This window comes from Pseudomonas sp. JQ170C (genome assembly GCF_035581345.1).
Taxonomy (GTDB): Bacteria; Pseudomonadota; Gammaproteobacteria; order Pseudomonadales; family Pseudomonadaceae; genus Aquipseudomonas.
The window spans coordinates 149,942-174,020 of the sequence record NZ_CP141608.1; the positions used below are offsets into that span (position 1 = coordinate 149,942).

Sequence of the window (24,079 nt, forward strand, 5' to 3'; positions counted from 1 at the left end):
CGCTGATTGCCGCTACCGATGGAATATTACAATTCGATGTTTTTGACGCTTTTAAGCGTCAAAAATATGTCAATAACTATTGGCTATTAAGTTTATGCCAAAGTATTGACCTTCCTCTCGCCATCCTAAACAATCGGCCCCGTAATGTCACATTGATATTTGAGCGGCTGCCACGCTTCCTACGTACGTCCAAGTACCTCTCTGGAAGTTTCCGACATAAGGTCAAATCGGTTGCCATTTTCGAGTGCAGCAACGTTTTTTGCTGTGATTTGGGACAAGATGTCCCTGGGAAATTAGTTAAATGCGCGCGTCACTGTTCACTGCTCTTCCCTTCGCCCTCGCTGCCAGTTTTGTTCAAGCACAATCCCTGCCAGAGGCCATGCAGAAAGCCCTTGAGGTTCACCCTGAGATCCAGGCCGGGGTCAACAGCCGAATCGCTGCCGACTACCAACTGCGTGCTGCCAAGGGCGGCTATTTGCCGCGGGTCGATGTGCTGGCAGGTTACGGTCGTGAAGGCACCGACAGCCCGAGTACCGGCAACCGCTGGGAGACGCTGGATCGGGGTGAGTCCAGCGTGCGTCTGCGGCAAATGGTTTTTGACGGTTTTGCCACTTCCAGTGAAGTCGGGCGTCAACAAGCCACCGTCAATTCCCGTGCCTATTCCTTGCTGGGCTCCTCGGAGCGCACCGCATTGACCGTAGCCCAGGTGTATCTGGATGTCCTGAGCCGGCGTGAAATGGTGCGTCTGGCCGAAGACAACCTGCGCAGCCACGAACGTATTTTCGATCAGATCAAACTGCGTACCGCTCGCGGCGTAGGTCGCCTGGCTGACCTGGACCAGGCCGAAGCGCGCCTGGCCCAGGCCCAGAACAACCTGATCACCGAACAGACCAACCTGGCAGACGCCAAGACCAACTACCTGAGCGTGGTCGGGCAGATGCCCGATGAGCTGAGCGCTCCGGCACCGTTCATTGATTTGCTGCCGGCCAACCTTGATGAAGCCCGTCAGCAAATGATCGAGAGCAGCCCGGTCCTGCGCTCGGCCGAGTCCGACATTGCGGCGGCTGAACAACAGTACGAAGCGGCGAAATCCTCGTTCTATCCGCGTTTCGATGCAGAACTGGGTCGCACGGCCGATAACGATCTTGATGGAATGAACGGCCACAACAACGAATGGCAAGCTATGCTTCGCATGAGCTTTAACTTGTACGCGGGTGGTAGCAACAAGGCCGACTTGGAATCCAAGTCGTACTTGACCAACCAGGCGCTGGACATTCGCAACAATGCCTTGCGCCAGCTCAATGAGGAATTAGGCTTGGCATGGAATGCTATGGACAACGCCAACGCGCAATTGCCTATTGCCCAGCAATATGTCGATCGCAGCAGCAGTGTGCGCTCTGCCTACCAGAAGCAATTCAGCCTGGGCGAACGTACTTTGCTCGACTTGCTCGATAGCGAGAACGAACTCTTCACTGCACAGCGCCGCCTGACGGACGTGAAGTTCATTCAAGTGTTTACTCAATATCGAATCAAGGCGACCATTGGTCAGCTGCTCAAAAGCCAGGGTGTTGTCGCGCCTATGGCCACTGTTGTGCAGAACGATATGAAACCTAAAGTGAGCCTGCCAGGGATGAACTGAGGCTCGCGTTAATCTCCAACCGCAATCACCAAGAGAAGCCGCGTGGAATCAGAAGTCAGTCGAGTCCAACTCACCCATGATCCACGCAGCCAGCACGACGATCCGTTGCTGGACAGCCTGCTGTCGCTCTGTGTGCTGCACCAGAAGCCCGCCAGCCGGGCGATGCTGACCACCGGCCTGCCGTTGCCGGCCCAGCGCCTGAGCCCGGAGCTGCTGCCTCGTGCAGCGGCCCGAGCCGGTCTGCAGGGGCGCTTGCTGCAGCGCAAGCTTGAGCAGATTCCGAGCATCGCCATGCCGGCCATGCTGCTGCTCAAGGATGGTCGCAGCACGGTTTTGCTGGGTTGGGAGAATGAAGATACCGCGCGGCTGCTGCTCAGCGAGAGCGACGGCGGCGAGGTGCATGTCAGTCGTGAAGCCCTGCAGAGCGACTACAGTGGGCGGGTATTCTTCGCCCAGCCGCAGCACAAGTTCGACGTCAATCACGGCACCTTGATCCCGCGCGCGCGCTCCTGGTTCCGTGACACTCTCAAGCGCAGCCGTTGGTTGTACATCGACGCCATCGCCGCCAGCCTGGTGATCAACCTGATTGCCCTGGCCGCGCCGCTGTTCGTGATGAACGTCTACGACCGCGTGGTACCCAACCAGGCCACTTCGACGCTCTGGGTGCTGGCCATCGGTATCAGCGGTGCCTACCTGTTCGATCTGGTCCTCAAGGGTTTGCGCAGTCTGTGCCTGGACCTTGCCGGCAAAAAGACCGACCTGATCATTTCCGCCACGCTGTTCGAGCGTATCGTCGGCATGGCGATGAAGTACCGCCCGGCACGGGTTGGCAGCTTTGCCCAGAACATCCACGAGTTCCAGGGGCTGCGCGACTTTCTCGCTTCGCTGACCCTGACCAGCCTGATCGACCTGCCTTTCACCCTGCTGATCCTGCTGGTAATCGCCATCATCGGCGGGCACCTGGTGTGGATTCCGATCATTGCCTTCCCCCTGGCCCTTGGCATCGGCTACGCCTTGCAGAAGCCCCTGGTCGCGACCCTTGAGCGGACCATGGCCCTGGCCTCCGAGCGCCAGTCGAGCCTGATCGAGACCCTGGCTGGCCTCGATGCGGTCAAGGTCAACAACGCCGAGAGCGAACGCCAGTACATGTGGGAGCAGACCATCGGCACCCTCAGCCGCCTGGAGCTGCGGGTCAAGGTGTTGTCGGGCCTGGCGATGAACATCACCTTGCTGATCCAGCAACTGGCGGGTGTGGCGCTGATCTGCGCCGGTGTCTACCAGATCATGGCCGGTAACCTCAGCATGGGCGGCCTGATCGCCTGCTACATGCTCAGTGGTCGTGCACTGGGCCCATTGGGCCAGCTGTCCGGTCTGCTGACCCGTTACCAGCAAGCCAAGGTCACCATGGTCTCCACCGACCAGATGATGGAGCTGCCGCAAGAGCGCAACTTTGAAGAGCGTCCACTGAGCCGTCGGGTGCTTCAAGGCGCCATCGAGTTCCGGGGTGTCGACTTCACCTACCCGAACCAACAGAACCTGGCCCTCAAGGGCATCAACCTGTCCATTCGTCCGGGCGAGAAAATCGGCATCATCGGTCGTAGCGGCTCGGGCAAGAGCTCGCTGGCCAAGCTGGTGGTCGGCCTGTATGAAGCCGACCGGGGCTCGTTGCTGGTCGATGGCGTGGACATTCGCCAAATCGACGTCAGCGAACTGCGCCACAACATCGGCTACGTCCCACAAGACATCCAACTGCTGGCAGGTACCCTGCGCGACAACCTGGTCAGCGGTGCCCGCTATGTCGAAGACGAAATGGTGCTGCAAGCTGCCGAGCTGTCGGGTGTTCACGAATTCGCCCGCCTGCATCCGCAAGGCTACGAGTTGCAGGTTGGCGAGCGAGGCCAGAACCTCTCCGGTGGTCAGCGCCAGAACGTCGCTCTGGGCCGGGCACTGTTGCTCAACCCGCAAATCCTGCTGCTCGACGAACCTACCAGCGCCATGGACAACACCGGCGAAGAGCGTCTCAAGCAACGCCTGCAAGCTGTCATCGAGAACAAGACCGTGGTCCTGGTTACCCACCGGGCATCGTTGTTGTCACTGGTTGATCGCCTGATCGTCGTGGACCGTGGACAGATTGTTGCGGATGGCCCGAAAGCCGCCGTCATGGATGCGCTGAAGAAGGGGCAGATCAGTGTTGCTTAAGATGGATATGGGCCAGTTCAAGGACAGCCTGCGCAAATACTTCAAAGGCTCCGAGTCCCTCAGTGGCCAGCCGCTGCCTGAGGTCAACAAGGCGCTGATCGAAGACGCACCGCGTATTGTGCGATTGACCATTTGGGGCGTGATCGCCTTCTTCCTGTTCCTCGGGCTCTGGGCCAACTTCGCCATTATCGACGAAGTCACCCGCGGTGAAGGTAAGGCCATCCCGTCGTCCAAGCTGCAGAAAATCCAGAACCTGGAAGGCGGCATCGTTGCGCAGATCTACGCCAAAGAGGGTGAGATCGTCGAAATTGGCGACCCACTGCTGCGCCTGGATGACACCCGCTTCGTCTCCAACGTCGGCGAGACCGAAGCTGACCGCCTGGCCATGGCCCTGCGGGTCGAGCGCCTGAGTGCCGAAGTCGAAGACCGCCCACTGAAGATCGACGAAGAAATCCGCAAGGCTGCGCCCAGCCAGGCGGCCAACGAAGAATCCCTGTATCAGAGCCGCCGCCAGCAACTGCAGGATGAGATTGGTGGCCTGCAGGAACAGCTAGTGCAGCGTCAGCAGGAGTTGCGCGAGTTCAGCTCCAAGCAGTCGCAATACCGCAACAGTCTGCAGTTGCTGCGCCAGGAGATCAGCATGTCCGAGCCTTTGGTGGCCCAGGGCGCAATCTCCCAGGTTGAAGTGCTGCGCCTCAAGCGCGCCGAGGTAGAGAACCGCGGCCAGCTGGACGCCACCTCGCTGGCCATTCCGCGTGCCGAGTCGGCGATCAAGGAAGTCGAGCGCAAGATTGATGAAACGCGCGGCAAATTCCGCAGCGAAGCCCTCACCCAGCTCAATGAAGCGCGTACCGACCTGAGCAAGGCGCAGGCCACCGGCAAGGCCCTGGATGACCGTGTCAGCCGGACCCTGGTGACCTCGCCGGTGCGCGGTATCGTCAAGCAGCTGCTGGTCAATACCATCGGTGGCGTGATCCAGCCGGGCAGCGACCTGGTCGAGATCGTGCCGCTGGATGACACCTTGCTGGTGGAAGCGCGCATTCGTCCGCAAGACATCGCCTTCCTGCACCCGGGCCAGGAGGCCATGGTCAAGTTCACCGCGTATGACTTCACCATCTACGGTGGCCTCAAGGCCAAGCTGGAGCAGATCGGCGCCGATACCATCACCGACGAAGACAACAACACCTTCTACGTGATCAAGCTGCGCACCGAGCGCAGCCACCTGGGCACTGACGAGAACCCGCTGCTGATCATTCCTGGCATGGTGGCGTCGGTGGATATCATCACCGGCAAGAAGAGTGTGCTGAGCTACCTGCTCAAGCCGATCATCCGCGCACGGGCCGAAGCACTGCGCGAACGTTGACAGCCTCGCGGGGCAAGCCCGCTCCTACGGTAGGAGCGGGCTTGCCCCGCAATGCGTCGTCAGGTGTATTGAGCCGCCGCGTTGATCAAGGTCTGAGCAATCTGCTCGCGCAGCACCAAGGGTTGTTCAACGATCAGCCCATCCCCCTGGCTCAACAGCCACCAACGCAATTGCCAGCTATTGCTTACCGTCGCCTGCAAGCGGTGGCCCTGGTCCAGCGGGGTAAGCTGCATGTCTGCCGACAACGGCGTCTCGCGCACCAGGCGCGCCAGGTTATCGCTGATCCAGGCCTGCAGTTCGATCTTGTCGGTATCGCCAAACTGCAAGGCGTCGCTGCGCAGGTAAGCCTGCAGGTCAAAGTCATGCAGGCCCTGGGTGGCTTGATCGAGAATGCGCAGCCTGCGAAAGCGATGCACGGCGAACTGGCGAATATCGCTGTAAGGCTCGGCCGTAGCGATCAGGTAGCTGATCTGGCCGCGCTGGATCAAGGCCAGCGGGTTGAGGGTCAGCTCGCTCAGCTTGTCGTTGTGCGCTGAGTAGTACTGGCAGTGCAGCTGGTATTCCTCCAGCAGGGCCTGCTGCACTGTTTCCAGTATGGTGTCGGGCACTTCCGGAGCCTGCATGTTCATGTCGGCGCGCACGCTGGCGACCTTGTCCAGCCAGCGCGCAACCTTGTTTGCCCCGGACAGGTGCTCAAGCTTTTGCCGGGCATGGCTGAAGCGCGCATCCAGCACCTTGAGCATGCTGCCTGGCAGCAGCGGTCGAACCGCTTCTTCGACCAGGGCCAGGCTCAGGGCTTCATTCACGCTGATCCCGCGCAGTTCGACGCAGGCATTGGCGGCCCAGTGCCAACCATAGGGGATGCTCTTGTCATTGCGTTCAAGCGGGAAGATCAGCGACAACTCGTTCAGGTCACGTTCGATGCTGCGCTTGCTGATGGAAAAGCCTGCGTCCTGCAGGCGGGCAACCAACTCGGCGCTGGTCAATCCTGGTGAGCGGCTGGGCAACTGGCGCAGCAACTCCCATTGACGGCTGAGGGTGGCTCGGGTGGTGGCAGAGGGCAAAAGGTGGCGTCCTTGTCTAGTCTTGCGGTTGTAGCATGGCCTCAACGCAGTGATATGGCAATTGGCCATTTGACTATCCAGATCAAGGATGAGCAGTTGATTTGCCCCGACCGAATCGTTCGCGACAGGTTTTGTCGTGACCCTGCGCAGAATCACGCCTCATTACACCCGCTGTCGGATCCGTGGGTTGTTCAATGAGGATGAACATGTCAGCTGCCAGCAACATTTACCCACTGCTCGAGCGCTTGCTGCCCGAGCGCGTCATCCCTGCGCCGGGACGCCCCGGCCATTTGCAGCGGTTGTATGCCGGGGTTGGCATGCCCAGCCAGCGGGCGGTGCTGGGCGAGAGCTACAGCCTGATCAACCGGCTGGAAGAGGCCAGCGACCTGCAGGCCTTGTACACCGACCTGCGCCGCCAGGCGCTCGAGGGTAATGTGGCGGCGCTCAACGACTTGGGGTGGATCTGGCTCAATGGCAAGTATTGGCGCGCCGATCACACCCTGGCCGGGCATCTGCTGCGCATGGCCGCGTTGCAGGGCAGTGCGCCGGCCTGGTTCAACCTGGGCCAGCAGTTCTACTTCGGCAAGGGCGTGCTCGTGGCCTATGCCACCGCGGCGGAGTATTACCAGCAAGCCTTCGAGCGTGGCCTCGAGCAGGCCGCCGCGTCACTGGGCGACCTCTATGAGGAAGAGATCTGCGACAGCGACGAGCAACGCTGGACTGTCGACTTGCACCAGGCCTACCGCTGGTTCCTGCGCGGTGCGCAGCGGGGCGATGCGCGTTGCCGCTTTGAAGTGGGGTACCGGCTGCTGCATGGCCAGACAGTGGCGGTCGACCACAAGGCCGGGGTCTATTGGCTGGAGTTGGCGGCAGTGGCCGGCGTGATGCAGGCGGCCGAAGAGTTGGCAGTGCATTTCAGCACTTCAAGCAACGCCTTGCGCTACCTGTTCTGGCGCGACCAGGCCATCAACCTCGGCAGTCCACTGGCCTTGAGCATGAAACTCGACGATCAATTGCAGCCGTGAGCGTAACGCCGGTCAGCCACGCTTGACGCCGGGGGTGGGGGACGAAGTATATTGATAGTTAGCAAACTATGAATATAGCGACGACCTTCCTTTCATGACTCTCGATGCACTGCAGCAGCACATCAGCAGCGGTATGGTGGTGGCCGGTCGGCACTGGCGGCGGATCTGCCAGACGACCCTGGCCGGCTACGGTATTTCCGAAGCCTGCGCCATACCGTTGCTGATGATCGTTCGCCTGGGCGATGGCGTGCACCAGGTGGCGGTGGCCCAGGCCGCCGGGCTTGAAAGCCCGTCACTGGTGCGCTTGCTCGATCAGCTGTGCAATGCCGGATTCGTCTGCCGACGTGGTGATCCGGTGGATCGCCGCGCCAAGGCCTTGAGCCTGACCCCAAGCGGCCGGGTGTTGGCCGAGGCCATCGAAGGCGAACTGGTGCGCCTGCGCCGCGAGGTGCTGCAAGGCATCGACGAAGCGGACCTGCTGGCCACCTTGCGGGTATTGCGAGCCTTTGAAGTAGCCGCCCAGCGAACCCCGGGCGTGCCTTCATGAACGGCTTTTTCAGTACCTTGCCGCCTGCTCGCGACTGGTTTTACGGCGTACGCACGTTCGCCGCCTCCATGATCGCCCTGTACATCGCCTTGCTCATGCAACTGCCTCGTCCTTACTGGGCCATGGCCACGGTGTACATCGTCTCCAGCCCCTTTGTCGGCCCCACCAGTTCCAAGGCGCTGTACCGTGCCATGGGCACCTTGCTGGGAGCCGCGGGGGCAGTATTCCTGGTGCCGTTGCTGGTGCAGACGCCGGTCCTGTTGACCGTGGCCATCGCGCTGTGGACCGGCACGTTACTGTTTCTTTCACTGCACTTGCGTACGGCCAACAGCTACGCCCTGATGCTGGCCGGCTACACCCTGCCGATGATTGCCCTGCCGGTAGTCGATGACCCGCTCAGGGTGTTCGACATCGCCTCGTCCCGTGCCCAGGAAATCTGCCTGGGCATTGTTGTTGCGGCAGTGGTGGGCGCCATTTTCTGGCCGCGTCGGTTGACCCCGGTGGTCGTGGGCGCCACGGGTAACTGGTTCAACGAAGCGATCCGCTACAGCGATACCTTTCTTGCCCGCACGGCCTCGCCCGAATCCGTCGGCAGCCTGCGCGCCTCGATGGTCACCACCTTCAACTCGCTGGAGCTGATGATCGGCCAACTGTCCCACGAAGGTGCCCGCCCGCAGACGGTAAAAAACGCCCGTGAGCTGCGCGGCCGGATGATTCACCTGTTACCGGTGGTCGATGCCCTGGACGATGCCTTGCTGGCCCTGGAAGCCCGCGCACCGGCACAGGCCGAACAGTTCAAGCCCGTGCTGGAACAGGCCCGGGAGTGGCTCCAGCGCACGGCCAGCGATGCCGCACCAAGCCGCTGGTCGACCTTGCGGGCGCAGCTGGAGCAACTGCAACCCAGCGCCGCAGCGCTCGACGAGCGCGGCTTGCTGTTGTTGTCCAACGCGCTGTACCGCCTGGCCGAGTGGGTCGACCTCTGGCAGGACTGCTGCAGCTTGCAGCATGCCATCCGCAATGAAGACCTCTCGCCCTGGCGTGCGGTGTACCGGCACTGGCGCCTGGGCCGGCTGACGCCATTCTTCGACCGTGGGCTGATGCTGTACTCGGTGTTTTCCACCGTCACCGCGATCATTGCGGCCACCACCTTGTGGATTCTCTCGGGGTGGGACAATGGCGGCAGTGCGGTGATTCTCGCCGCCGTGGCCTGCAGTTTCTTCGCCGCCATGGACGACCCGGCGCCACAGATCTACCGGTTCTTCTTCTGGACGGCCGCGTCGGTGGTGTTCGCCAGCCTCTACCTGTTCCTGGTGCTGCCCAACCTGCACGACTTCCCGATGCTGGTGCTGGCGTTCGCCGTGCCGTTCATCTGCGTGGGGACCCTGACGGTCCAGCCGCAGTTCTACCTCGGCACCTTGCTGACCATCGTCAACACCGCCTCGTTCATCAGCATCCAGGGTGCCTACGACGCCAACTTCCTGACGTTCATCAACTCCAACCTGGCCGGGCCGGTGGGGTTGCTGTTTGCCTTTATCTGGACCCTGGTCATGCGCCCGTTCGGTGTGGAGCTGGCGGCCAAGCGCATGACGCGCTTCAGCTGGCGCGACATCGTCGGCATGACCCAGCCGGCCACCTTGGCCGAGCATCGACGGTTGGGCGTACAGATGCTCGACCGCCTGATGCAGCACTTGCCGCGCCTGATCCAGACCGGCCAGGACACCGGTACCGCCCTGCGCGACCTGCGCGCCGGCCTGAACCTGCTCGACTTGCTGGCGTACATGCCGCGGGTAGGCGCGCAGCCACGGCAGTTGCTGCAAACGGTAGTGGAGGAGGTGGGCGAACACTTCCAGGCCTGCCTGGACGCCCGTCGTCGCCTGCATGTCCCCCCTGCGCTGCTGCAGAGCATGGAACGCGCCCGCCGTGCCCTTAACCTCAACGACCTGGCCGACAGCGCCGAAGCCCGTGTTCACCTGCTGCACGCCTTGAGCGGCCTGCGCCTGGCGCTGTTGCCGGGCGTCGAAGTGGTGCTGGAGCCCTCCGACGATCAGCCGCAACTGCCCTATGGCATCGATGGAGCGCCCCTGTGATCGGTGAACTGGATATCAGCGGGGTCTTCCTGCCTACGCTGCTGGTGATGATGGTACTGACCTACCTGCTGTTTCTCGGCGTACATGCCGTACTCACCCGTGTGCATTTCTACCGCCTGGTCTGGCACCGGGCGTTGTTCAACGTTGCGCTTTACGCCGTGCTGCTCGGCACGGTCGACCACTTTTGCCGAAACCTGATGCTGCCATGAAAAAACCCTTGTTGACCCTGGGCCGCGTGGTCCTGACCCTGCTGGTAGTGACCCTGGCGACCGTACTGGTCTGGCAGATGGTCATGTACTACATGTTCGCCCCCTGGACCCGCGACGGGCACATCCGTGCCGACGTGATCCAGATCGCCCCCGACGTGTCCGGGCTGATCCAGCAGGTCGAGGTGCGCGACAACCAGGTGGTCAAGCGCGGCGACGTGCTGTTCACCATCGACCAGGACCGCTTCAAGCTGGCCCTGCGGCATGCCCAGGCCACCCTGGCCGAGCGCAAGGAAACCCTGGCCCAGGCCAGCCGTGAAGCGCGCCGAAACCGTGGCCTGGGTAACCTGGTGGCGCAGGAGCAGCTTGAAGAGAGCCAGTCCCGCGAGGCCCGGGCGCAGTCGGCGCTGGCCGAGGCGCAGGTGGCGGTGGACGCGGCGCAGCTGAACCTGGACCGCTCGGTGGTGCGCAGCCCCGTCGATGGCTACCTGAACGACCGCGCGCCACGGCCCCACGAGTTCGTCAGCGTGGGCAAGCCGGTGCTCTCGGTGGTCGACAGCAATTCCTACCACGTGGATGGTTACTTTGAAGAAACCAAGCTGTCGGGCATCCACATCGGTCAGGCGGTGGATATCCGCGTGATGGGCGACAGCGCGCGCTTGCGTGGCCATGTGCAGAGCTTTGCCGCCGGCATTGAAGACCGCGACCGCAGTAGTGGCGCCAACCTGCTGCCCAACGTCAACCCGGCCTTCAGCTGGGTGCGCCTGGCCCAGCGGATTCCGGTACGGATCGCCTTCGACGAAGTGCCGGCCGACTTTCGCATGATCGCCGGGCGTACCGCGACGGTGTCGATCATCGACGGTAACGACCAATGAAACGCCTGTCGCTGCTGGGCCTGAGCCTGATGCTGTCGGCCTGCCAGATGGTGGGGCCGGACTACAAGGTGCCTGAGCAGGCGGCGGTCCAGCGCCCCGATCTGCAAGGCGCGCTGCGCCAGGATGCCAATAGCGTGGTGTCGGCGCCGGTGCCCAGGGACTGGTGGCGCTTGTACAAGGACCCGCGTCTGGACACCCTGGTCAGCCAGGCCCTGGCCGCCAACACCGAATTGCGCGTGGCGGCCGCCAACATCGCCCGTGCTCGTGCACAGGTTGAAGTGGCCGAATCCCAGGGCGGATTCAACGGTGGCGTGAAGCTCGGCGCCCAGCGCTTGCAGGAGTCCGGCGAAGCCTTTCTGCAGCCTGAGAAAGTGCCGGTGGCCAACATCGGCGAGGCGATTATCAGTGCCTCGTACCAGTTCGATCTGTGGGGCACCCTCAAACGGGGTGTCGAGGCCGCCCAGGCCAATGCCGATGCCACCCAGGCCGCGGCCGATACCGCACGGATAACCCTGGTGGCCGATGTGGTCCGCGCTTACACCCAGGTGTGCGCGGCCAACGAGGAATATCACATTGCCCGCGAATCCCTGGACCTGCAGGAGCAAAGCGTGGACCTGACCCAGCGCCTGCGCGACGCCGGGCGCGGTGACGAAACCCAGGTGACCCGTTCGCAAACCCAGTTCAAGTCGTTGCGCGCCGAGCTGCCCCGATACCAGGCTGCGCGCGAAGCCGGCCTGTATACGCTGTCGATGCTGCTGGCCAAGCCGGTGGACCAACTGCCGGCGGGTACCGCCGACTGCGCGGAGCTGCCGCATATTGCGCAGGTGTTGCCGGTGGGCGACGGCGCCGCACTGCTCAAACGCCGCCCGGATATCCGCCAGGCCGAACGCAGCCTTGCCGCTGCCACGGCGACCATCGGTGTGGCCACCGGTCAGCTGTACCCGGATATCAGCATCGGCGCCCAGGTGGGCACCATTGGTATCCTCGAGAACCTTGGCGAACCTGCAACCAACCGCTGGGGCTTTGGCCCGCTGCTGACCTGGACCGTACCGACCAACGGCTCGCGGGCACGCATCCGCCAGGCCGAAGCTTCGACCCAGGCGGCGCTGGCGCATTTTGACGGGGTGGTGCTCAACGCCATCCGTGAAACCCAGACCAGCCTGGCCAAGTACAGTGCCTTGTTGGAACGCCGTGACGCGCTGGCCGACGCCGAACGTTCGGCGCAGCTGGCGGCCGACCAGACCCACCGTTTCTACAAGGCCGGGCGCGAATCATTCCTGGCGGATCTGCAGGCGACGCGCACCTACACCGACATGCGTGCGCAACTGGCCATGGCCAATACCCAGGTGGCGATGGGGCAGATCGGCTTGTTCCTGGCCCTGGGCGGCGGTTGGTAGATTGCCTTGCGGGGCAAGCCCGCTCCTACAGCCCGGTAGGATCGGGCTTGCCCCGCGATCAGGTCACTTGTCCACAAACCCCTTGAGCATCTCGATCGGCAACGGAAACACAATGGTCGATGACTTGTCCCCGGCGATGCTGCCCAGGGTCTGCATATAGCGCAGTTGCATCGCCCCCGGCTGGCGCCCAAGCATCTCGGCGGCCTGCATCAGCTTCTCCGATGCCTGCAATTCACCTTCGGCATGAATCACCTTGGCCCGCCGTTCACGTTCGGCCTCGGCCTGGCGGGCGATGGCGCGGATCATCGACTCGTTGAGGTCCACATGCTTGATCTCGACGTTGGCCACCTTGATGCCCCAGGCATCGGTCTGGGCATCGAGCACTTGGCGGATGTCGAGGTTCAGGCGTTCGCGCTCGGCCAGCAATTCATCGAGCTCATGCTTGCCCAGCACGGCACGCAAGGTGGTCTGGGCAAGCTGGCTGGTGGCCATGAGAAAATCCTCGACCTGAATGATCGCCTTCTGCGGGTCCAGCACGCGAAAGTACAACACGGCATTGACCTTCACCGAGACGTTGTCGCGGGTGATCACGTCCTGCGGCGGCACGTCGAGCACCACGGTGCGCAGGTCCACCCGGACCATCTGCTGGATCCCCGGAATCAGCAACACCAGCCCCGGCCCCTTGACCCGCCAGAAGCGCCCGAGCTGGAACACCACGCCACGCTCGTACTCGCGCAGGATGCGAAATGCCGACAGCAACAGCACCGCGGTCAACGCCAGCAGTGCGCCGAAACCCAGTTCAAAGAACATGCTCAATCTCCTTGCACCACGGCATCTGCCGCAGCACTGACGTCCAGAAGTACGCCCTTGCGTGAGATCACCCGGACGCGTTGCCCCACGTGCAGTGGCGTCTGGCACTGGGCCTGCCACTGCTCACCCTGCGCCTGAACAGACCCGATGAACGGGTCGCTGTCGTTCACTGCCATCACGGTGGCAAGGCTCCCCACCAGCCCGGCATCGCCGCTGACCAGCGCACGCTTGCGCGCTCGCATGGCCATGCCCAGCACGCCGCCAAGCAGCAGCGCCGAGAACAGGGCCAGGAACAGGATCAACGGCAAGGGGATGCCGAAACCGGGAACATCGGTGTCCATCAGGATCACGGCACCCACCACGAAGGCGACGATGCCGCCAAAGCCGACCACCCCGAAGCTGGGCATGAACGCCTCGGCGATCATGAACGCCACGCCTAGCAGAATCAGCCCGGCCCCGGCATAGCTCACCGGCAACAATTGCAAGGCATACAAGGCCAGCAACAGGCAGATGCCGCCGATCACCCCGCCAACGCCAGAGCCCGGGCTCATGAACTCGAACATCAACCCGTACACGCCGATCATGATCAGGATCAGCGCCACACTGGGGTTGGTGATCACCGCCAGCAAACGCGTGCGCCAGTCCGGCTCGCGCTCGATCAGCGGTGCGGTAGCGGTGCTCAGTTGCTGGGATTGCCCGGCGGCCTCGAGGGTCTTGCCGTCGAGCTGGTGGAGCAAGTCGGGCAGGTCGTTGGCGACCCGGTCGATCACTTTCAGGCGTAGGGCTTCAGTGGCGGGCAGGCTCACGGCTTCCCGTACCGCCTGCTCGGCCCATTCGGCGTTGCGCCCGCGCAGCTGGGCAAGCCCACGGATGTAGGCGGCCGCGTCGTTGACCTGTTTGCGGGTCAGGGTGTCCTGTTCGCTTGGCGGGGCCTGCTTGTCCCCGGTCGGTGCCGGCGGCGGGGCAGCCGGGTCCTTGGGAGAGCCGGGCAGGCCACCGATTTGCACGGGTGTGGCGGCGCCCAGGTTGGTACCCGGGGCCATGGCCGCCACGTGGCTGGCGTAGAGGATGTAGGTGCCGGCGCTGGCGGCCCGGGCGCCGCCGGGGGCGACAAAGCTGGCAACCGGAACGGGGCTGGCGAGGATCGCCTTGATGATCTCGCGCATCGAGCTGTCGAGCCCGCCTGGGGTGTCGAGGCGGATCACCACCAACTGCGCCTGCGTGCTCTTGGCATGGTCCAGGCCACGGATCAGGTAGTCGGCACTGGCCGGGCCAATGGCACCGTTGATACTCAGTACCAGCACCGGCTGGCCGGGCGTAGCCTGGCTGCCCGCAAGCCCGCCGAGCCACAAGAGCAGCAGCAGGTACCGACACCAACGTGCGATCACCTGAATTCACCCGGTTTGTGCGTGTCCAATAAGTTTAGTCCGCTGCCCTGAGCAGCACGGCCTAAACTTCAGAAGTGGGGGGCTACAACCGGAGGTGCATCATGCGTATGGCAAAAACGCTGCAGCAATGCCTGGACAAGGCTGGCTGCGACTACGACATCGTTCCTCACGCGCACTCATCCACCAGCCTTGAGTCGGCGCGCATGGCTGGCGTACCCGCCGAGCGGGTGGCCAAGTCGGTCATGCTCGACGACCGCCACGGCAATTACCTGATGGCTGTGCTGCCCGCCAACCGTCACCTGGACATGAGCAAGGTCCAGGCCACCGGCCAGTGGCACATGACCTCGGAAAGCAACCTGCCTCACTTGTTTGGCGATTGCGAACGCGGCGCCATCCCGGCGATGGGTGATGCCTATTCGATCAAGATGCTGGTCGACCCGACCCTCACTCGTCAGGGCGACATCTACGTCGAGGCTGGCGATCACGACCACCTGATCCACATGAACATGGCGCAGTACTTGAAACTGGTGCCGAGCGCCGAAGTGCGTGAGGTTTGCTGATGATCAACCCACTGCCAGGCTGGCGTCGTGGATGCCCGGCCTGGCCCAAAGGAGTGTCCCATGGAAGCACCCAACCATAAGTTCTCTGAATTGTTCAAACAGCTGGGCCTGCCCGACGATCCGGTCGGTATCGACCAGTTCATCACCAGCCATTCGCCGCTCAAGGGCGACATAAAACTGGTGGATGCGCCGTTCTGGACACCGGCCCAGAAGGCCTTTCTGCAGGAAAGCGTTAACGAGGATGCCGACTGGGCGGTGATGTTCGACCAGCTCAACGAGGCCCTGCGAAATAAACGCTGAGTGGCACCTGATACCGGCGTTCGGCGTTGCTATGCTCAGAAAAAAACAACAGGGGGATAGCGCCAATGAAAGATCCCTATGCCGTCGGTTTCTGGTGTGCCGTGACAGCCTTGGGTCTGCTGACCGTCGGTTATTTCTATGGTGTCAAACAGACTTACCAACTGCATCAGGCGATGGTGTTTCTCTACGCCGCCGGGGGCGTGATCGGGGCACTGGCCTTGACTGCGCTGGCCTGGATTGCCTGGCAGCAGTTGCGAGTCAGCAAACGCCAACTCGCCCAGGGGCGCACGCTGGTCGCCATCTGGAACACCAAGGTGGCCTTGCGCCGGGTCGAGACAGTATTCGACCGCTACTTCTGGGGCAGCTACTGGCAACCGGGGCGGACCTTCCAGGAAGTCATGGGCGAGCTTGAGGGCACGCCACTGGAGCAAAGCCTCGAGGCCCTAAAACGCCAGTGCCGCGAGCTGGACAAGGAAACCCACGACCTGCGCCGTCACTGGCTGGACAACGCCCGAGAGCTGTCCACCGTTGCCACGGCGATGGCCCGCGAGCGGTATCAACTGGACTTGTGCGACTCACAGCAAAGCAGTGGCCGCGGGGGTGCGGTACTCAACCGCGATCTGGAAGTGCTGGTGTACACCTGGTCGGCACGCCTGCGCAGCTTCGACCACCAGCTCGACGAGCTGGAGGGCGAATACCGCTGAGGGACGTCGCGGCGAATCAATCGCCGCGAATGTACTGTTCCAGTTGCAGGATCATGTTGGCCTGCTCGGCGATGGCCTCTTTTACCAGGTCACCGATCGACAGCAGGCCCAGCAGCTCACCGTTCTCCACCACCGGCAGGTGACGCAGGTGGCTGTTGGTCATCATGTTCATGCAGTACTCGATGTTCTGGTGCGGGTCCACCGTGATCACCGGCGCGCTCATGATCGCGCTGACCGGTGTACCGACCGAAGAGCGGCCCTTGAGCACCATCTTGCGCGCATAGTCGCGCTCACTGACGATCCCCACCACTTGCCCGCCCTCGACCACCGGCAACGCGCCGACGTTCTTTTCAGCCATCAACTTGAGCGCATCGAGCACCATATGGTCCGGACCGATGGTGTGAACCTGATGGTGCTGCTGGGCTTTGGTTTTTAGAAGCTGTGCCACGGTTTTCATAGAGGCCTCTGCAATGCTGGGAGTTGTTGACGGCAGATACCTACAGAATCGTGTACAGATGGCTACAGGGCAAGGGAGAAAGCGGCATCGACCCGATTGAAAAACGTCATGGCCGGGAAACCGGCTGCCTTGCCGGGTTTCTACTGAACCCGGCAGGGCGCGCGGATCAGCTCTTGTGCACGATCACCTGGCTGTTCAGGTCATTGAGCATGGCGTCTACCACAGGCTTCATCTTCTCGTAGTCGGCAACGCTGCACACCGCCTTGGGGTAGTGGAAGTCCATGCGGCGTTTGACCACCACGCTGTTGCCTTGCTGAATGTACTCGGCGGTGTAGTCAATGAACGCGTCTTTGAGCGTCACCGACTTTGGCGCGGCCAGAATCTTCACATCAGCCGGGAATTCGTAGCGGGCCTGTTCCTCGTTCACCCCCGAGATACAGCCGAAGGGCTGGGTGCGCTGCTTCTCGGCGACAAAACCGAACACGTTCTGAGCGATGCCGCCGGCCAGGCTGGTGAGGGTCGGTACGCCGATCGGGCCGGGCAGGTTTGCCAGGTTCTCGCTGCGACCGTCGATCTGCACCTCGAAGGCACCGCTGCCTTCCAGGTCGCCGCTGCGGGTCTTGCCGCTACCGGTCTGGCCGTAGTTGGCGAGAATCTGCTGGACCATCAGGTCGCGCTGGGCCGGGGTCATGTTGCGAACGCCCCAGCGGTTGAGCTCCGCTGCCCAGCCATCGATTTTCGAGACATGCCGGAAGTCGGCAGCGCCGCTGCTGGCCACGGTGAAGGTGGTGCTGTTCTCGACCTTGCTCAATTGAGTGGCCGGGGTGTGGCCCAGCGTCCCGGTGCGGGTGAGCAGGGTGGGTTTGTCCAGCACCGGCACCGGCAGGAAACCGCTGGCGATGGATTCGACGGTGGAGTCCAGGTACAGGTCCAGGTTCGGGATGTAGGTGATCACATGGTTGATCACCCCCAGGGTGGGGACGGTGGGCAAGGCATAGGCATTGCCCAGGTTGATCAGTGCCGGGGTGCTGTCGATGTCCACGGCGGCCAGCAGGGCTTCGAGCAGGGCGACATGGTCCTTGCAGTCGCCATAGCGGTTGCTGAGCACGGTATCGGCGGCGTGGGGCACAACGCTGCCGGCGCCGATGTACACCGCCACATAGCGAATGTTGCGACGCACCCAGTCGCCCAGGGCCAGGGCCTTGTCCCGCGGGTTGTCGAGCTTGGCGGTCAGCGAAACGGCCAGCTCGCGAATGGCCGGCGTGACCTCGGTCTTGGCCCGCGCCGCATAGGCTTTGGCAAAGTTGCTGTAGTCATCGAAGGTGGAAACGGCCAGGTACTTGCCGTAATCCGAGTACGCCACGGCGCCCATTTCGATACGGGCATTGTCGCCCTGCACATAGTCCCACTGATAGACGGTGCGCCCGGCAGCGGTCTTGGGCGCGACAGCCTTGAAGCCTCTGGCGTCGGCATGCAGCTTGAGGTTCGCCGGCAGATCGTAGATCTGGGTGAACTGCTTGGTGGGGTGGAACTGCGGCATCGCCAGGTCTTCAAACTGGCCGGGGAACAGCGGCGTCTTGCGCTGCTTCTTGACGTTCAGCACCAGCCGGTCGCCCACCGCCACGTCCGGGAAGATCACCACCTTCACCAGGCTGTCATGGAACATCGGCGCCTGTGCCGACTGTTGCTCCTGCTGCTCCTTGATCTGCTCGGCGCCGACCATCACCTTGCGGCCGTCGGGCTTCTGGGTATAGGCCTGGAGCACATCGAGGCTTTCCAGGGTGCGGTTGTAGTACAGCGAATGCTGGGCGCGGTACTGGATGGCGCGCTCTTCGTTGATCAGGGTGACCAGCTCCTGCGTGGTCTCGAAGCTGCCGTCTTCGGCAACCACGGTGCGTTGAATATCCTTTTCAATGGTGACAGAGGGGTCGGTGCCGTCATCCTTGGCCTGGGCCAGGGAGAACATGAACAGACAGCAGAACATCCCGGCCAGGCGGGCCGGGGTCAAAGCGAGGCACTTCATAAAGATCCTTCTCTTGCAGAGGAATTCCAGCGAACCGATAAGCTTAATGCGAATCAGTCCGCTGCATTTTGCCTCAATTGCACCCCGATGCGCTGGAAACTTCCTGGCTGGCCTCCTGCAATGCGGATGCCACGGCGGCGGCATCGTTGGCGGTGTACACCCGGCCGCCCGTGTTTTTGGCCGCACAATTGGAGCCGGAGCTGGCGCTGATGTTGACGATGTTGATGCGCAGCCGCGGTTGTTGTTCGGCAATCTGGCGTGACACGGCGCACACGCTTTGCCCACAGCTGTCGCTGCCGTCGACGAACATGATGATCATCCCGTCGCGGTCACGGCCGTTCATTTTTGCCGCGGCCGCTTCCAGGCTGATGCCCAGCGCGGTCCCGCCCTGAGGCTGCAGTTGACTGATGCGCTGGGTCAGGTCGCTCCGCTGCGAGGGGTCGAACACCCCATGATCCACGGGCGTGCGGCAACCATCGAAGGTCACCAGGCGCATGTCGATGCCCTGGTCCAGGTTCTGGATCACGGTCGTGAGCGAGCTTTTGGCGACATCCATGCGCGAGACTCGCTCGTTGGTGTCATAGGGCAAGAACTCCTCCACCAGCGGTACCCGGCGCAGCACGGTGATGTACCACGCCTCGTTTTCGCGCTTGACCCGGATCCGCTCATCCATCGACCCCGAGGTGTCGAGCACCACGGCGAACTCCGACGCCTGGAAGTTGCCGTTCGGCGTACAGACCTGGGCTTCTGGGGGGAGGGTTGACCATAGCTGGCGCAACGACGGCCACCACAGGTACAGCCCGTAGAGTAGGGCGAGCAGCAACAGGCCCAGCAGCCAGGGCCATAGCACCAACGGCCGACGCACACGTACCGGGCGGGGCGGCGGCGGTGCTGGGGCGGGCCTGGGTGCTGTCACGGGCGGTGCAGGGGGCTTGGGCGCCACCGGTGCTGGCGAGGGCTGCGGCTGGCCCCAGCGCACCACCAGCGGCTCGCCATTGATGCTGTACAAGTTGTTCAGGTCCGGGGCGCCGATCAGTTTGTTCAGTGCCTGGGCTGCCGCGCCCTGACCGCGCCGGTCGAGCTCCTGGGCCAGTTGCTGGACCGCCGCCTGGCGTTCTTCGTAGCGCTGCAGCAGCACCGCCTGTTGCTGGCGCTCGAGGCTGGCGTACAGGTGCGGCTGGCCTTCCAGCGCCGTCCACCATTCCAGCACGCCGTCCCGGCCCTGGCGGGGCTTGGCGTACAGGTGGGCGATGCTGGGCGGAAAGTGCTGGTCAATGAGCCCCACCGTCTGCTCAAGCGCCGCGGCGGCGTCCTGGTTGGCCTGGGTGTCGCGCAGTACTCGTTGCATGGATTCGACTCCCTAGTCGCAGTTGGCGGTGCTGGACACATCCTGGCTGGCCCCTTCCAGGGCCACCGCCAATTGCGACGCATTGTTTGCCGAGTAGACGCGACCACCGGTGCTGTCGGCGATGCAGTCGGCCAGGCTGTTGTTGCTGATGTTGATCAGGTTGACCTTCAGCCGGGGTTGGTCGCGGGCGATGTCTTGCGCCACTTCGCAGACGTTGCGGCCGCAGCCGTCTGCGCCGTCGACGAACATCACGATCACGCCGTCGCGTTCGCGACCGTCCATGCTGCGCGCGGCCGCCTCAAGGCTGGCGCTCAGTGCGGTGCCATCGTTGGCCACCAGCCCCTGGATGCCCTGGATCAGCGCCGGTCGTTGGGCAAGGTTGAACACGCCATGGTCCACCGGCGTGCGACAGCCATCGAAGGTCACGATGCGCATGTCGATGGCCGGGTGCAGGTCATTGACCATTTGCGTCAGCGACTGCTTGGCCACGTCCATGCGCAGCGGCGCCTGGGTGATGCGGGCCAGGCGCTCAAGGTCCGGTGCAGGGTTGTCCTGGTTCTCGAAGAACCATTTTTCGTCCTCCAGCGTGGCATCGACGCTCAGTTGCATGGAGCCCGAGGTATCCAGCACCACCGACAACTGCGGTGGCTGCACCTGGGGATCCTTGACGCAGGCAAAGGGCTTTGCCGGTTCGCTGTGGAACCAGCGTTGCAGGTAGGGCCAGCCAAACCACAGCGCCGCCAGCAGTGCCAGTAGCGCCAGCAGCGGTAGCAGGAACCACGGCAGCCAGATCCATGTGCGGCGGCGAGTCCTGGCCACAGGCCTGGGCGCTGGCGGCGGCGCCACGGCCGCAGGTTCGCCCCAGCGCACCAGCAGCGGGTAGCCGTTGACGCTGTAGAGGTTGTTCAGGTCTGCCGGGCCGATCAGGCGACGCAAGGCCGAGGCGTCGCTGGCCTGGCCGCGACTTTCCAGCTCGCTGGCCAGTTGGCGCAGGGCATCCTGGCGCTGCTCGTAAAGGCTCAGCAACGCCGCTTGCTGTTCGGCGCCAAGCTCGCCATATAACCGCGGCTGCCCCTCAAGCGCTGTCCACCATTCCCGGGCGCCGTCCTTGCCCGCGCGCGGCAGGGCAAACAACTGGGCAACGCTGGGGGGAAAGTGCTTGGTGATGATCGCGACTGTCTGTACGAGCGCGGCCAGGCCGTCGTGGTCCGGCCCGGCATCACGGGTAACCCGTTGCATGGTGATGTCCTGAAAAAAGATCGGCAGCCGAAGCTGCCGAGGAGGGCTTACTCGTAACCCAGGCTCAACTGCAGGCGACTGACCTGCTGCTGCAGCGCCTTGAGTTGCTGCTTGCGGGCTTCAACCTGCGCGTTGCTGGCATTGTTCGCCGGTGCGCGCTGGGTAGACTTGAGCTGTTGTTCCAGCCCGGCAATCTGCTGCTGCACATCGCCCTTGTTGGCGTGCCGGGCCTTGAGCGTGCTCAGCAAGCCGTTGAGCGACTTCTCCAGGCTGGCCTGCTGGCGCTGCTGGGTGGCCAGGTCCTGGCGCGTGGATGCCTGCAGGGCGCTGAGCTCGTCGAACACCTGGTTGAACTGGCGGTTCTGCTCGCGGGCGGCGACCAGCTCCTGTTCACTGTTGTGCACCTGCTCGGCATAGCCGCCGCCATAGTCGCAGTTGAGCTTGCTGACCAGGCTGGCGCTGCTGTCGGAGGCGTTGCACTGCGAGGCGGTGGTGGTGCAGCCGGCCAGGGTCGTCAGCACCAGGGCGCAAAGGCCAATTCGTACGAACATGGAATGTCCTCAGCCCAGGGTAATTGCCGAGCGCTGGCTGTAGAGGCCGTCGACCTCCTGCTGCAGCGACGCGACCTTGTTGTTCATCTTGGCAATCTCGGCCTCGACCTTCTGTACCTCAACCTGGCTGGAGCCGCTGCTGCGCTCGGCCTGGGCAACCTTCTCGAACTCGGTGACGCGAGACTGCATGTTGCTCAGGTCTTTGCGCATCAAGGTGATGTTCTTGTCGATATTGGCGATGTCCTGCTGGGCCTTGGCCTTGTCCACCGACTTGGCTTTGATGGCGCGCTGGATGTCGGCGATCTGTTGTTTGTCGTCGTTGATCACCCGCTGCAGGGTGTTGGTGCGCTCGGCGACCTTGGCGGTCTCTTTCTGCACGTCGGCGGTCATGACGTTGAGGCGCTGGGTGGTGTCGGCGTACTTGGCGCGACGGTCATCCAGGTAGTAGTTGGCGCCCATGGCCACGCCACAGGCGGCCAGGCCGGCTGCGGCCGCACAGGCCACCTTGTTGCCCGCGTCGGACAGCGTGCAGATGAGGATGCCGCCGGCGGCGGCAACGGCGCAGGCCTGGTAGCCCGAGGCGCTGAAGAACTTGGCGTCGGTGCTATCGGTGAGGCGCGGGTCAGCGGTGCCTGGCGTGCTGTCGGTCGCAAACGGGCTACCGGTGCTGGCGCAACCGCTCAACACCAGGCTCACCGCCATCATCAGACCGATCCACACCCGGGTAATACCTGGCTTGTTCATGTTCATGTTCGCTTCCTTGTTCGCTGTGGTTTCAATGGGTCACGGCCTTGCAGCTGTTGAGCCAGGCGTTGATGTCGATTTTCTGGGTCTTGAGGAACGCCGCCTGGTTGGCCCAGTGGGTCTTCAGATAAGGCGTCAGCTCGCTGAGGTTCTTGTTGGCGCTCAGCACCCCTTCGAGTACCGGAACCTGAGCCTCCAGCAGGGACTGGCCATAGAGCGATCCGGCGTCCACCAGGGAGCTTGCGTAGTAGCGGCTGAGCTTGTGCAGGCGGTCGCCTTGTTCGTCCAGCTTGGTCTTGCGCATGCCGCAGGTCGGGTCTTCTTCACCGGCCTTGCAGTTGGCGGCGTAGTTCTTTTGCAGGAAATCCAGGTACTGGCCGTCATCGAGCATCTTGGTGCAGAGGAAGGCGCCCAGGTTGAGGCTGGCGCGGATCGCCTGATCACGGGCTTCCTGCTGTTGCTGGTTGCTGGCGCGCAGCTGGTTTTCCACTGTCTTGAGCTGATCCTTCAGGCCCTGGTCCTCGACGCTGGAGGCCAGGTCCTCCAGGGCTTTGACGGTGCCTTTGTCTTTCGGGTTGCTCGACGGCTGATCGTTGCCCAGCGTGCTCCAGCTCTTCTCGATGCTGTTGACCCGCTCGCGGGAGGTCAGCGTCGGCGACACCAGCGCCAGTCGCAGGCCATTGGTTTTTTTGCTCACCGGGCCCTGGTCGTTGTAGTAGGGCTCTTCCTGGCGCAGGGCCGTGCGCAACTGGCCTTCGGCGGTCAGGTAGTTGCCACCGCGCACCACATAACCGCCGGCCTGGCCGTGCTGGCGGTCCAGTTTGTTCAGGCGGAAGGGCTCGAACATCATCTCGCTGGCGTTGCCGAGCATGTCGTGCAGGCCCAATGGGTTGGGCTTGAGCAGGCCGCTGAGCTGCAACTTGCCATTGGCCGATTGGGCACCGGCGAACCATTCGTAGGCGTTCAAGCCCTCGGGCATCGGGTAGCGACCGTCGCGGAATTCGGCGGTGCTGACCTGCAGGCCGCCACGGGCGGCGAACTCCCATTCGGTCTCGGTGGGCAGGCGCAGAAAGCCGTGGGCGCCGTCTTCGCTGGGCAGCTTGGCGGCGGCATTGGCACGCAGCCAGCGGTTGTATTTGTCGGCGGCCTGCAGGGCATCCAGCCAACTGATCGACACCACCGGCAGGCGCAGTTTGTTGGACGGAGCAGGGCAGCTTTCGTCCATCAGCGCCTTGTATTGCAGCTGGGTCATCTCGTACTTGGCCATCAAGTAATAACGAGACTTGTCGCTCTTGGCGCTGGTGAAGCTGCCGGCGATAAAGGCCGGTCGGGTCTGCTCCACGTAGCCGAACTCGGCGCTGTCCTGGCCGATGTTGATCGGGTAGTCATCCAGGGGGCCGGCCAGGGGGATCAATACCTTGCGAAACACCATCGCGCCTTCGCAGGGCATTGGCAGCACCACATCATCGGCTTCGGGCATCGGGTTGAAGTGTTTGTCTTCCCAGGCCGCGGCCGAAGCGTTGAGCAGGTAGCCGAAACCAAGGGGAACAAAC

General features: G+C 63.1%; 22 protein-coding genes. 12 read left to right on the forward strand and 10 right to left on the reverse strand.

Features of this window, described 5'->3' with window-relative positions:
- Window positions 1-301 precede the first annotated feature (301 nt).
- The 3 genes from U9R80_RS00645 to U9R80_RS00655 are packed head-to-tail and all read left to right on the forward strand — an operon-like array spanning window position 302 to window position 5,201.
- A complete protein-coding gene (locus U9R80_RS00645) occupies window positions 302-1,639 on the forward strand; it encodes a TolC family outer membrane protein (RefSeq protein ID WP_301843098.1) in 1,338 nt (445 codons plus the stop codon).
- A 42-nt stretch (window positions 1,640-1,681) separates the two neighbouring features.
- Window positions 1,682-3,838 carry a type I secretion system permease/ATPase gene (locus U9R80_RS00650; RefSeq protein ID WP_301843097.1) on the forward strand — a complete coding sequence of 719 codons (2,157 nt, stop codon included), beginning with the start codon at window positions 1,682-1,684 and terminating at the stop codon, window positions 3,836-3,838.
- A 1-nt stretch (window position 3,839) separates the two neighbouring features.
- Window positions 3,840-5,201 carry an HlyD family type I secretion periplasmic adaptor subunit gene (locus U9R80_RS00655; RefSeq protein ID WP_442964954.1) on the forward strand — a complete coding sequence of 454 codons (1,362 nt, stop codon included), beginning with the start codon at window positions 3,840-3,842 and terminating at the stop codon, window positions 5,199-5,201.
- Between the two features lie 59 nt (window positions 5,202-5,260).
- Here U9R80_RS00655 and U9R80_RS00660 read toward each other — a convergent pair whose 3' ends face one another.
- Window positions 5,261-6,265, reverse strand: a complete 1,005-nt coding sequence (locus U9R80_RS00660) for a helix-turn-helix transcriptional regulator (protein WP_301843094.1) — start codon at window positions 6,263-6,265, stop codon at window positions 5,261-5,263.
- A gap of 206 nt (window positions 6,266-6,471) precedes the next feature.
- Between U9R80_RS00660 and U9R80_RS00665 the strand changes: the two genes are divergently transcribed.
- The 6 genes from U9R80_RS00665 to U9R80_RS00690 all read left to right on the forward strand — a co-directional run bounded on the left by U9R80_RS00665 (window position 6,472) and on the right by U9R80_RS00690 (window position 12,402).
- Window positions 6,472-7,290, forward strand: coding sequence for a tetratricopeptide repeat protein (locus U9R80_RS00665; protein WP_301843093.1), 819 nt, complete (start codon window positions 6,472-6,474; stop codon window positions 7,288-7,290).
- A gap of 94 nt (window positions 7,291-7,384) precedes the next feature.
- The gene (locus U9R80_RS00670; RefSeq protein WP_301843092.1) at window positions 7,385-7,837 is read left to right on the forward strand and encodes a MarR family winged helix-turn-helix transcriptional regulator; all 453 of its coding nucleotides are present in this window, start codon (window positions 7,385-7,387) and stop codon (window positions 7,835-7,837) included.
- Window positions 7,834-9,924 (forward strand): FUSC family protein, encoded by a 2,091-nt coding sequence (locus tag U9R80_RS00675; RefSeq protein WP_301843091.1) that lies wholly within the window; start codon window positions 7,834-7,836, stop codon window positions 9,922-9,924. The genes U9R80_RS00670 and U9R80_RS00675 overlap by 4 nt, the downstream gene beginning before the upstream one ends.
- Entirely contained in the window at window positions 9,921-10,133 is a 213-nt protein-coding gene (locus U9R80_RS00680) for a DUF1656 domain-containing protein (RefSeq protein ID WP_028943804.1), read from the forward strand. Before U9R80_RS00675 ends, U9R80_RS00680 begins: the two co-directional genes overlap by 4 nt.
- Window positions 10,130-11,005: an efflux RND transporter periplasmic adaptor subunit gene (locus tag U9R80_RS00685; RefSeq protein ID WP_301843089.1), complete on the forward strand. Its 876-nt coding sequence runs from the start codon at window positions 10,130-10,132 to the stop codon at window positions 11,003-11,005. The genes U9R80_RS00680 and U9R80_RS00685 overlap by 4 nt, the downstream gene beginning before the upstream one ends.
- Complete coding sequence (locus U9R80_RS00690; protein WP_301843087.1) at window positions 11,002-12,402, forward strand: efflux transporter outer membrane subunit; 1,401 nt, start codon at window positions 11,002-11,004, stop codon at window positions 12,400-12,402. The genes U9R80_RS00685 and U9R80_RS00690 overlap by 4 nt, the downstream gene beginning before the upstream one ends.
- Window positions 12,403-12,465: 63 nt before the next feature.
- On the opposite strand, the gene U9R80_RS00695 is transcribed toward U9R80_RS00690, so the two are convergent.
- A complete protein-coding gene (locus tag U9R80_RS00695; RefSeq protein WP_301843085.1) occupies window positions 12,466-13,212 on the reverse strand; it encodes a slipin family protein in 747 nt (248 codons plus the stop codon).
- Between the two features lie 2 nt (window positions 13,213-13,214).
- A complete protein-coding gene (locus U9R80_RS00700) occupies window positions 13,215-14,600 on the reverse strand; it encodes an NfeD family protein (protein WP_301843083.1) in 1,386 nt (461 codons plus the stop codon).
- Window positions 14,601-14,701: 101 nt separating this feature from the next.
- Here U9R80_RS00700 and U9R80_RS00705 point away from each other — a divergent pair, with 101 nt between their 5' ends.
- From U9R80_RS00705 to U9R80_RS00715, 3 genes are all read left to right on the forward strand, one after another.
- On the forward strand, window positions 14,702-15,160 hold the full coding sequence (locus U9R80_RS00705) for an aminoacyl-tRNA deacylase (RefSeq protein WP_028943809.1): 459 nt from the start codon (window positions 14,702-14,704) through the stop codon (window positions 15,158-15,160).
- Between the two features lie 60 nt (window positions 15,161-15,220).
- Window positions 15,221-15,460 carry a DUF2789 domain-containing protein gene (locus U9R80_RS00710; protein ID WP_301843081.1) on the forward strand — a complete coding sequence of 80 codons (240 nt, stop codon included), beginning with the start codon at window positions 15,221-15,223 and terminating at the stop codon, window positions 15,458-15,460.
- Window positions 15,461-15,525: 65 nt separating this feature from the next.
- Entirely contained in the window at window positions 15,526-16,164 is a 639-nt protein-coding gene (locus U9R80_RS00715; protein ID WP_028943811.1) for a hypothetical protein, read from the forward strand.
- A gap of 16 nt (window positions 16,165-16,180) precedes the next feature.
- Here U9R80_RS00715 and U9R80_RS00720 read toward each other — a convergent pair whose 3' ends face one another.
- From U9R80_RS00720 to U9R80_RS00750, 7 genes are all read right to left on the reverse strand, one after another.
- Window positions 16,181-16,621: a CBS domain-containing protein gene (locus U9R80_RS00720; protein ID WP_301843078.1), complete on the reverse strand. Its 441-nt coding sequence runs from the start codon at window positions 16,619-16,621 to the stop codon at window positions 16,181-16,183.
- Between the two features lie 166 nt (window positions 16,622-16,787).
- Window positions 16,788-18,644 (reverse strand): DUF3857 domain-containing transglutaminase family protein, encoded by a 1,857-nt coding sequence (locus U9R80_RS00725; protein ID WP_301843076.1) that lies wholly within the window; start codon window positions 18,642-18,644, stop codon window positions 16,788-16,790.
- 73 nt (window positions 18,645-18,717) lie between these two features.
- The gene (locus tag U9R80_RS00730; RefSeq protein ID WP_301843074.1) at window positions 18,718-19,992 is read right to left on the reverse strand and encodes a VWA domain-containing protein; all 1,275 of its coding nucleotides are present in this window, start codon (window positions 19,990-19,992) and stop codon (window positions 18,718-18,720) included.
- A 12-nt stretch (window positions 19,993-20,004) separates the two neighbouring features.
- Window positions 20,005-21,231, reverse strand: a complete 1,227-nt coding sequence (locus tag U9R80_RS00735) for a hypothetical protein (RefSeq protein WP_301843073.1) — start codon at window positions 21,229-21,231, stop codon at window positions 20,005-20,007.
- Between the two features lie 47 nt (window positions 21,232-21,278).
- Window positions 21,279-21,782, reverse strand: coding sequence for a hypothetical protein (locus U9R80_RS00740; RefSeq protein WP_301843071.1), 504 nt, complete (start codon window positions 21,780-21,782; stop codon window positions 21,279-21,281).
- A 9-nt stretch (window positions 21,783-21,791) separates the two neighbouring features.
- Complete coding sequence (locus tag U9R80_RS00745) at window positions 21,792-22,526, reverse strand: hypothetical protein (RefSeq protein WP_301843104.1); 735 nt, start codon at window positions 22,524-22,526, stop codon at window positions 21,792-21,794.
- 31 nt (window positions 22,527-22,557) lie between these two features.
- A complete protein-coding gene (locus U9R80_RS00750) occupies window positions 22,558-24,006 on the reverse strand; it encodes a formylglycine-generating enzyme family protein (RefSeq protein WP_301843103.1) in 1,449 nt (482 codons plus the stop codon).
- Window positions 24,007-24,079 lie beyond the last annotated feature (73 nt).

What these genes read in the sequence shown, in the direction of transcription:
- U9R80_RS00750 (WP_301843103.1), bottom strand. Translation starts at nt 24,006, where the DNA reads ATGCCCGAAGCCGATGATGTGGTGCTGCCAATGCCCTGCGAAGGCGCG.
- U9R80_RS00740 (WP_301843071.1), bottom strand. Translation starts at nt 21,782, where the DNA reads ATGTTCGTACGAATTGGCCTTTGCGCCCTGGTGCTGACGACCCTGGCC.
- U9R80_RS00710 (WP_301843081.1), top strand. Translation starts at nt 15,221, where the DNA reads ATGGAAGCACCCAACCATAAGTTCTCTGAATTGTTCAAACAGCTGGGC.
- U9R80_RS00705 (WP_028943809.1), top strand. Translation starts at nt 14,702, where the DNA reads ATGCGTATGGCAAAAACGCTGCAGCAATGCCTGGACAAGGCTGGCTGC.
- U9R80_RS00735 (WP_301843073.1), bottom strand. Translation starts at nt 21,231, where the DNA reads ATGCAACGGGTTACCCGTGATGCCGGGCCGGACCACGACGGCCTGGCC.
- U9R80_RS00655 (WP_442964954.1), top strand. Translation starts at nt 3,840, where the DNA reads ATGGATATGGGCCAGTTCAAGGACAGCCTGCGCAAATACTTCAAAGGC.
- U9R80_RS00745 (WP_301843104.1), bottom strand. Translation starts at nt 22,526, where the DNA reads ATGAACAAGCCAGGTATTACCCGGGTGTGGATCGGTCTGATGATGGCG.
- U9R80_RS00695 (WP_301843085.1), bottom strand. Translation starts at nt 13,212, where the DNA reads ATGTTCTTTGAACTGGGTTTCGGCGCACTGCTGGCGTTGACCGCGGTG.
- U9R80_RS00665 (WP_301843093.1), top strand. Translation starts at nt 6,472, where the DNA reads ATGTCAGCTGCCAGCAACATTTACCCACTGCTCGAGCGCTTGCTGCCC.
- U9R80_RS00675 (WP_301843091.1), top strand. Translation starts at nt 7,834, where the DNA reads ATGAACGGCTTTTTCAGTACCTTGCCGCCTGCTCGCGACTGGTTTTAC.
- U9R80_RS00715 (WP_028943811.1), top strand. Translation starts at nt 15,526, where the DNA reads ATGAAAGATCCCTATGCCGTCGGTTTCTGGTGTGCCGTGACAGCCTTG.
- U9R80_RS00720 (WP_301843078.1), bottom strand. Translation starts at nt 16,621, where the DNA reads ATGAAAACCGTGGCACAGCTTCTAAAAACCAAAGCCCAGCAGCACCAT.
- U9R80_RS00645 (WP_301843098.1), top strand. Translation starts at nt 302, where the DNA reads ATGCGCGCGTCACTGTTCACTGCTCTTCCCTTCGCCCTCGCTGCCAGT.
- U9R80_RS00670 (WP_301843092.1), top strand. Translation starts at nt 7,385, where the DNA reads ATGACTCTCGATGCACTGCAGCAGCACATCAGCAGCGGTATGGTGGTG.
- U9R80_RS00690 (WP_301843087.1), top strand. Translation starts at nt 11,002, where the DNA reads ATGAAACGCCTGTCGCTGCTGGGCCTGAGCCTGATGCTGTCGGCCTGC.
- U9R80_RS00730 (WP_301843074.1), bottom strand. Translation starts at nt 19,992, where the DNA reads ATGCAACGAGTACTGCGCGACACCCAGGCCAACCAGGACGCCGCCGCG.
- U9R80_RS00725 (WP_301843076.1), bottom strand. Translation starts at nt 18,644, where the DNA reads ATGAAGTGCCTCGCTTTGACCCCGGCCCGCCTGGCCGGGATGTTCTGC.
- U9R80_RS00685 (WP_301843089.1), top strand. Translation starts at nt 10,130, where the DNA reads ATGAAAAAACCCTTGTTGACCCTGGGCCGCGTGGTCCTGACCCTGCTG.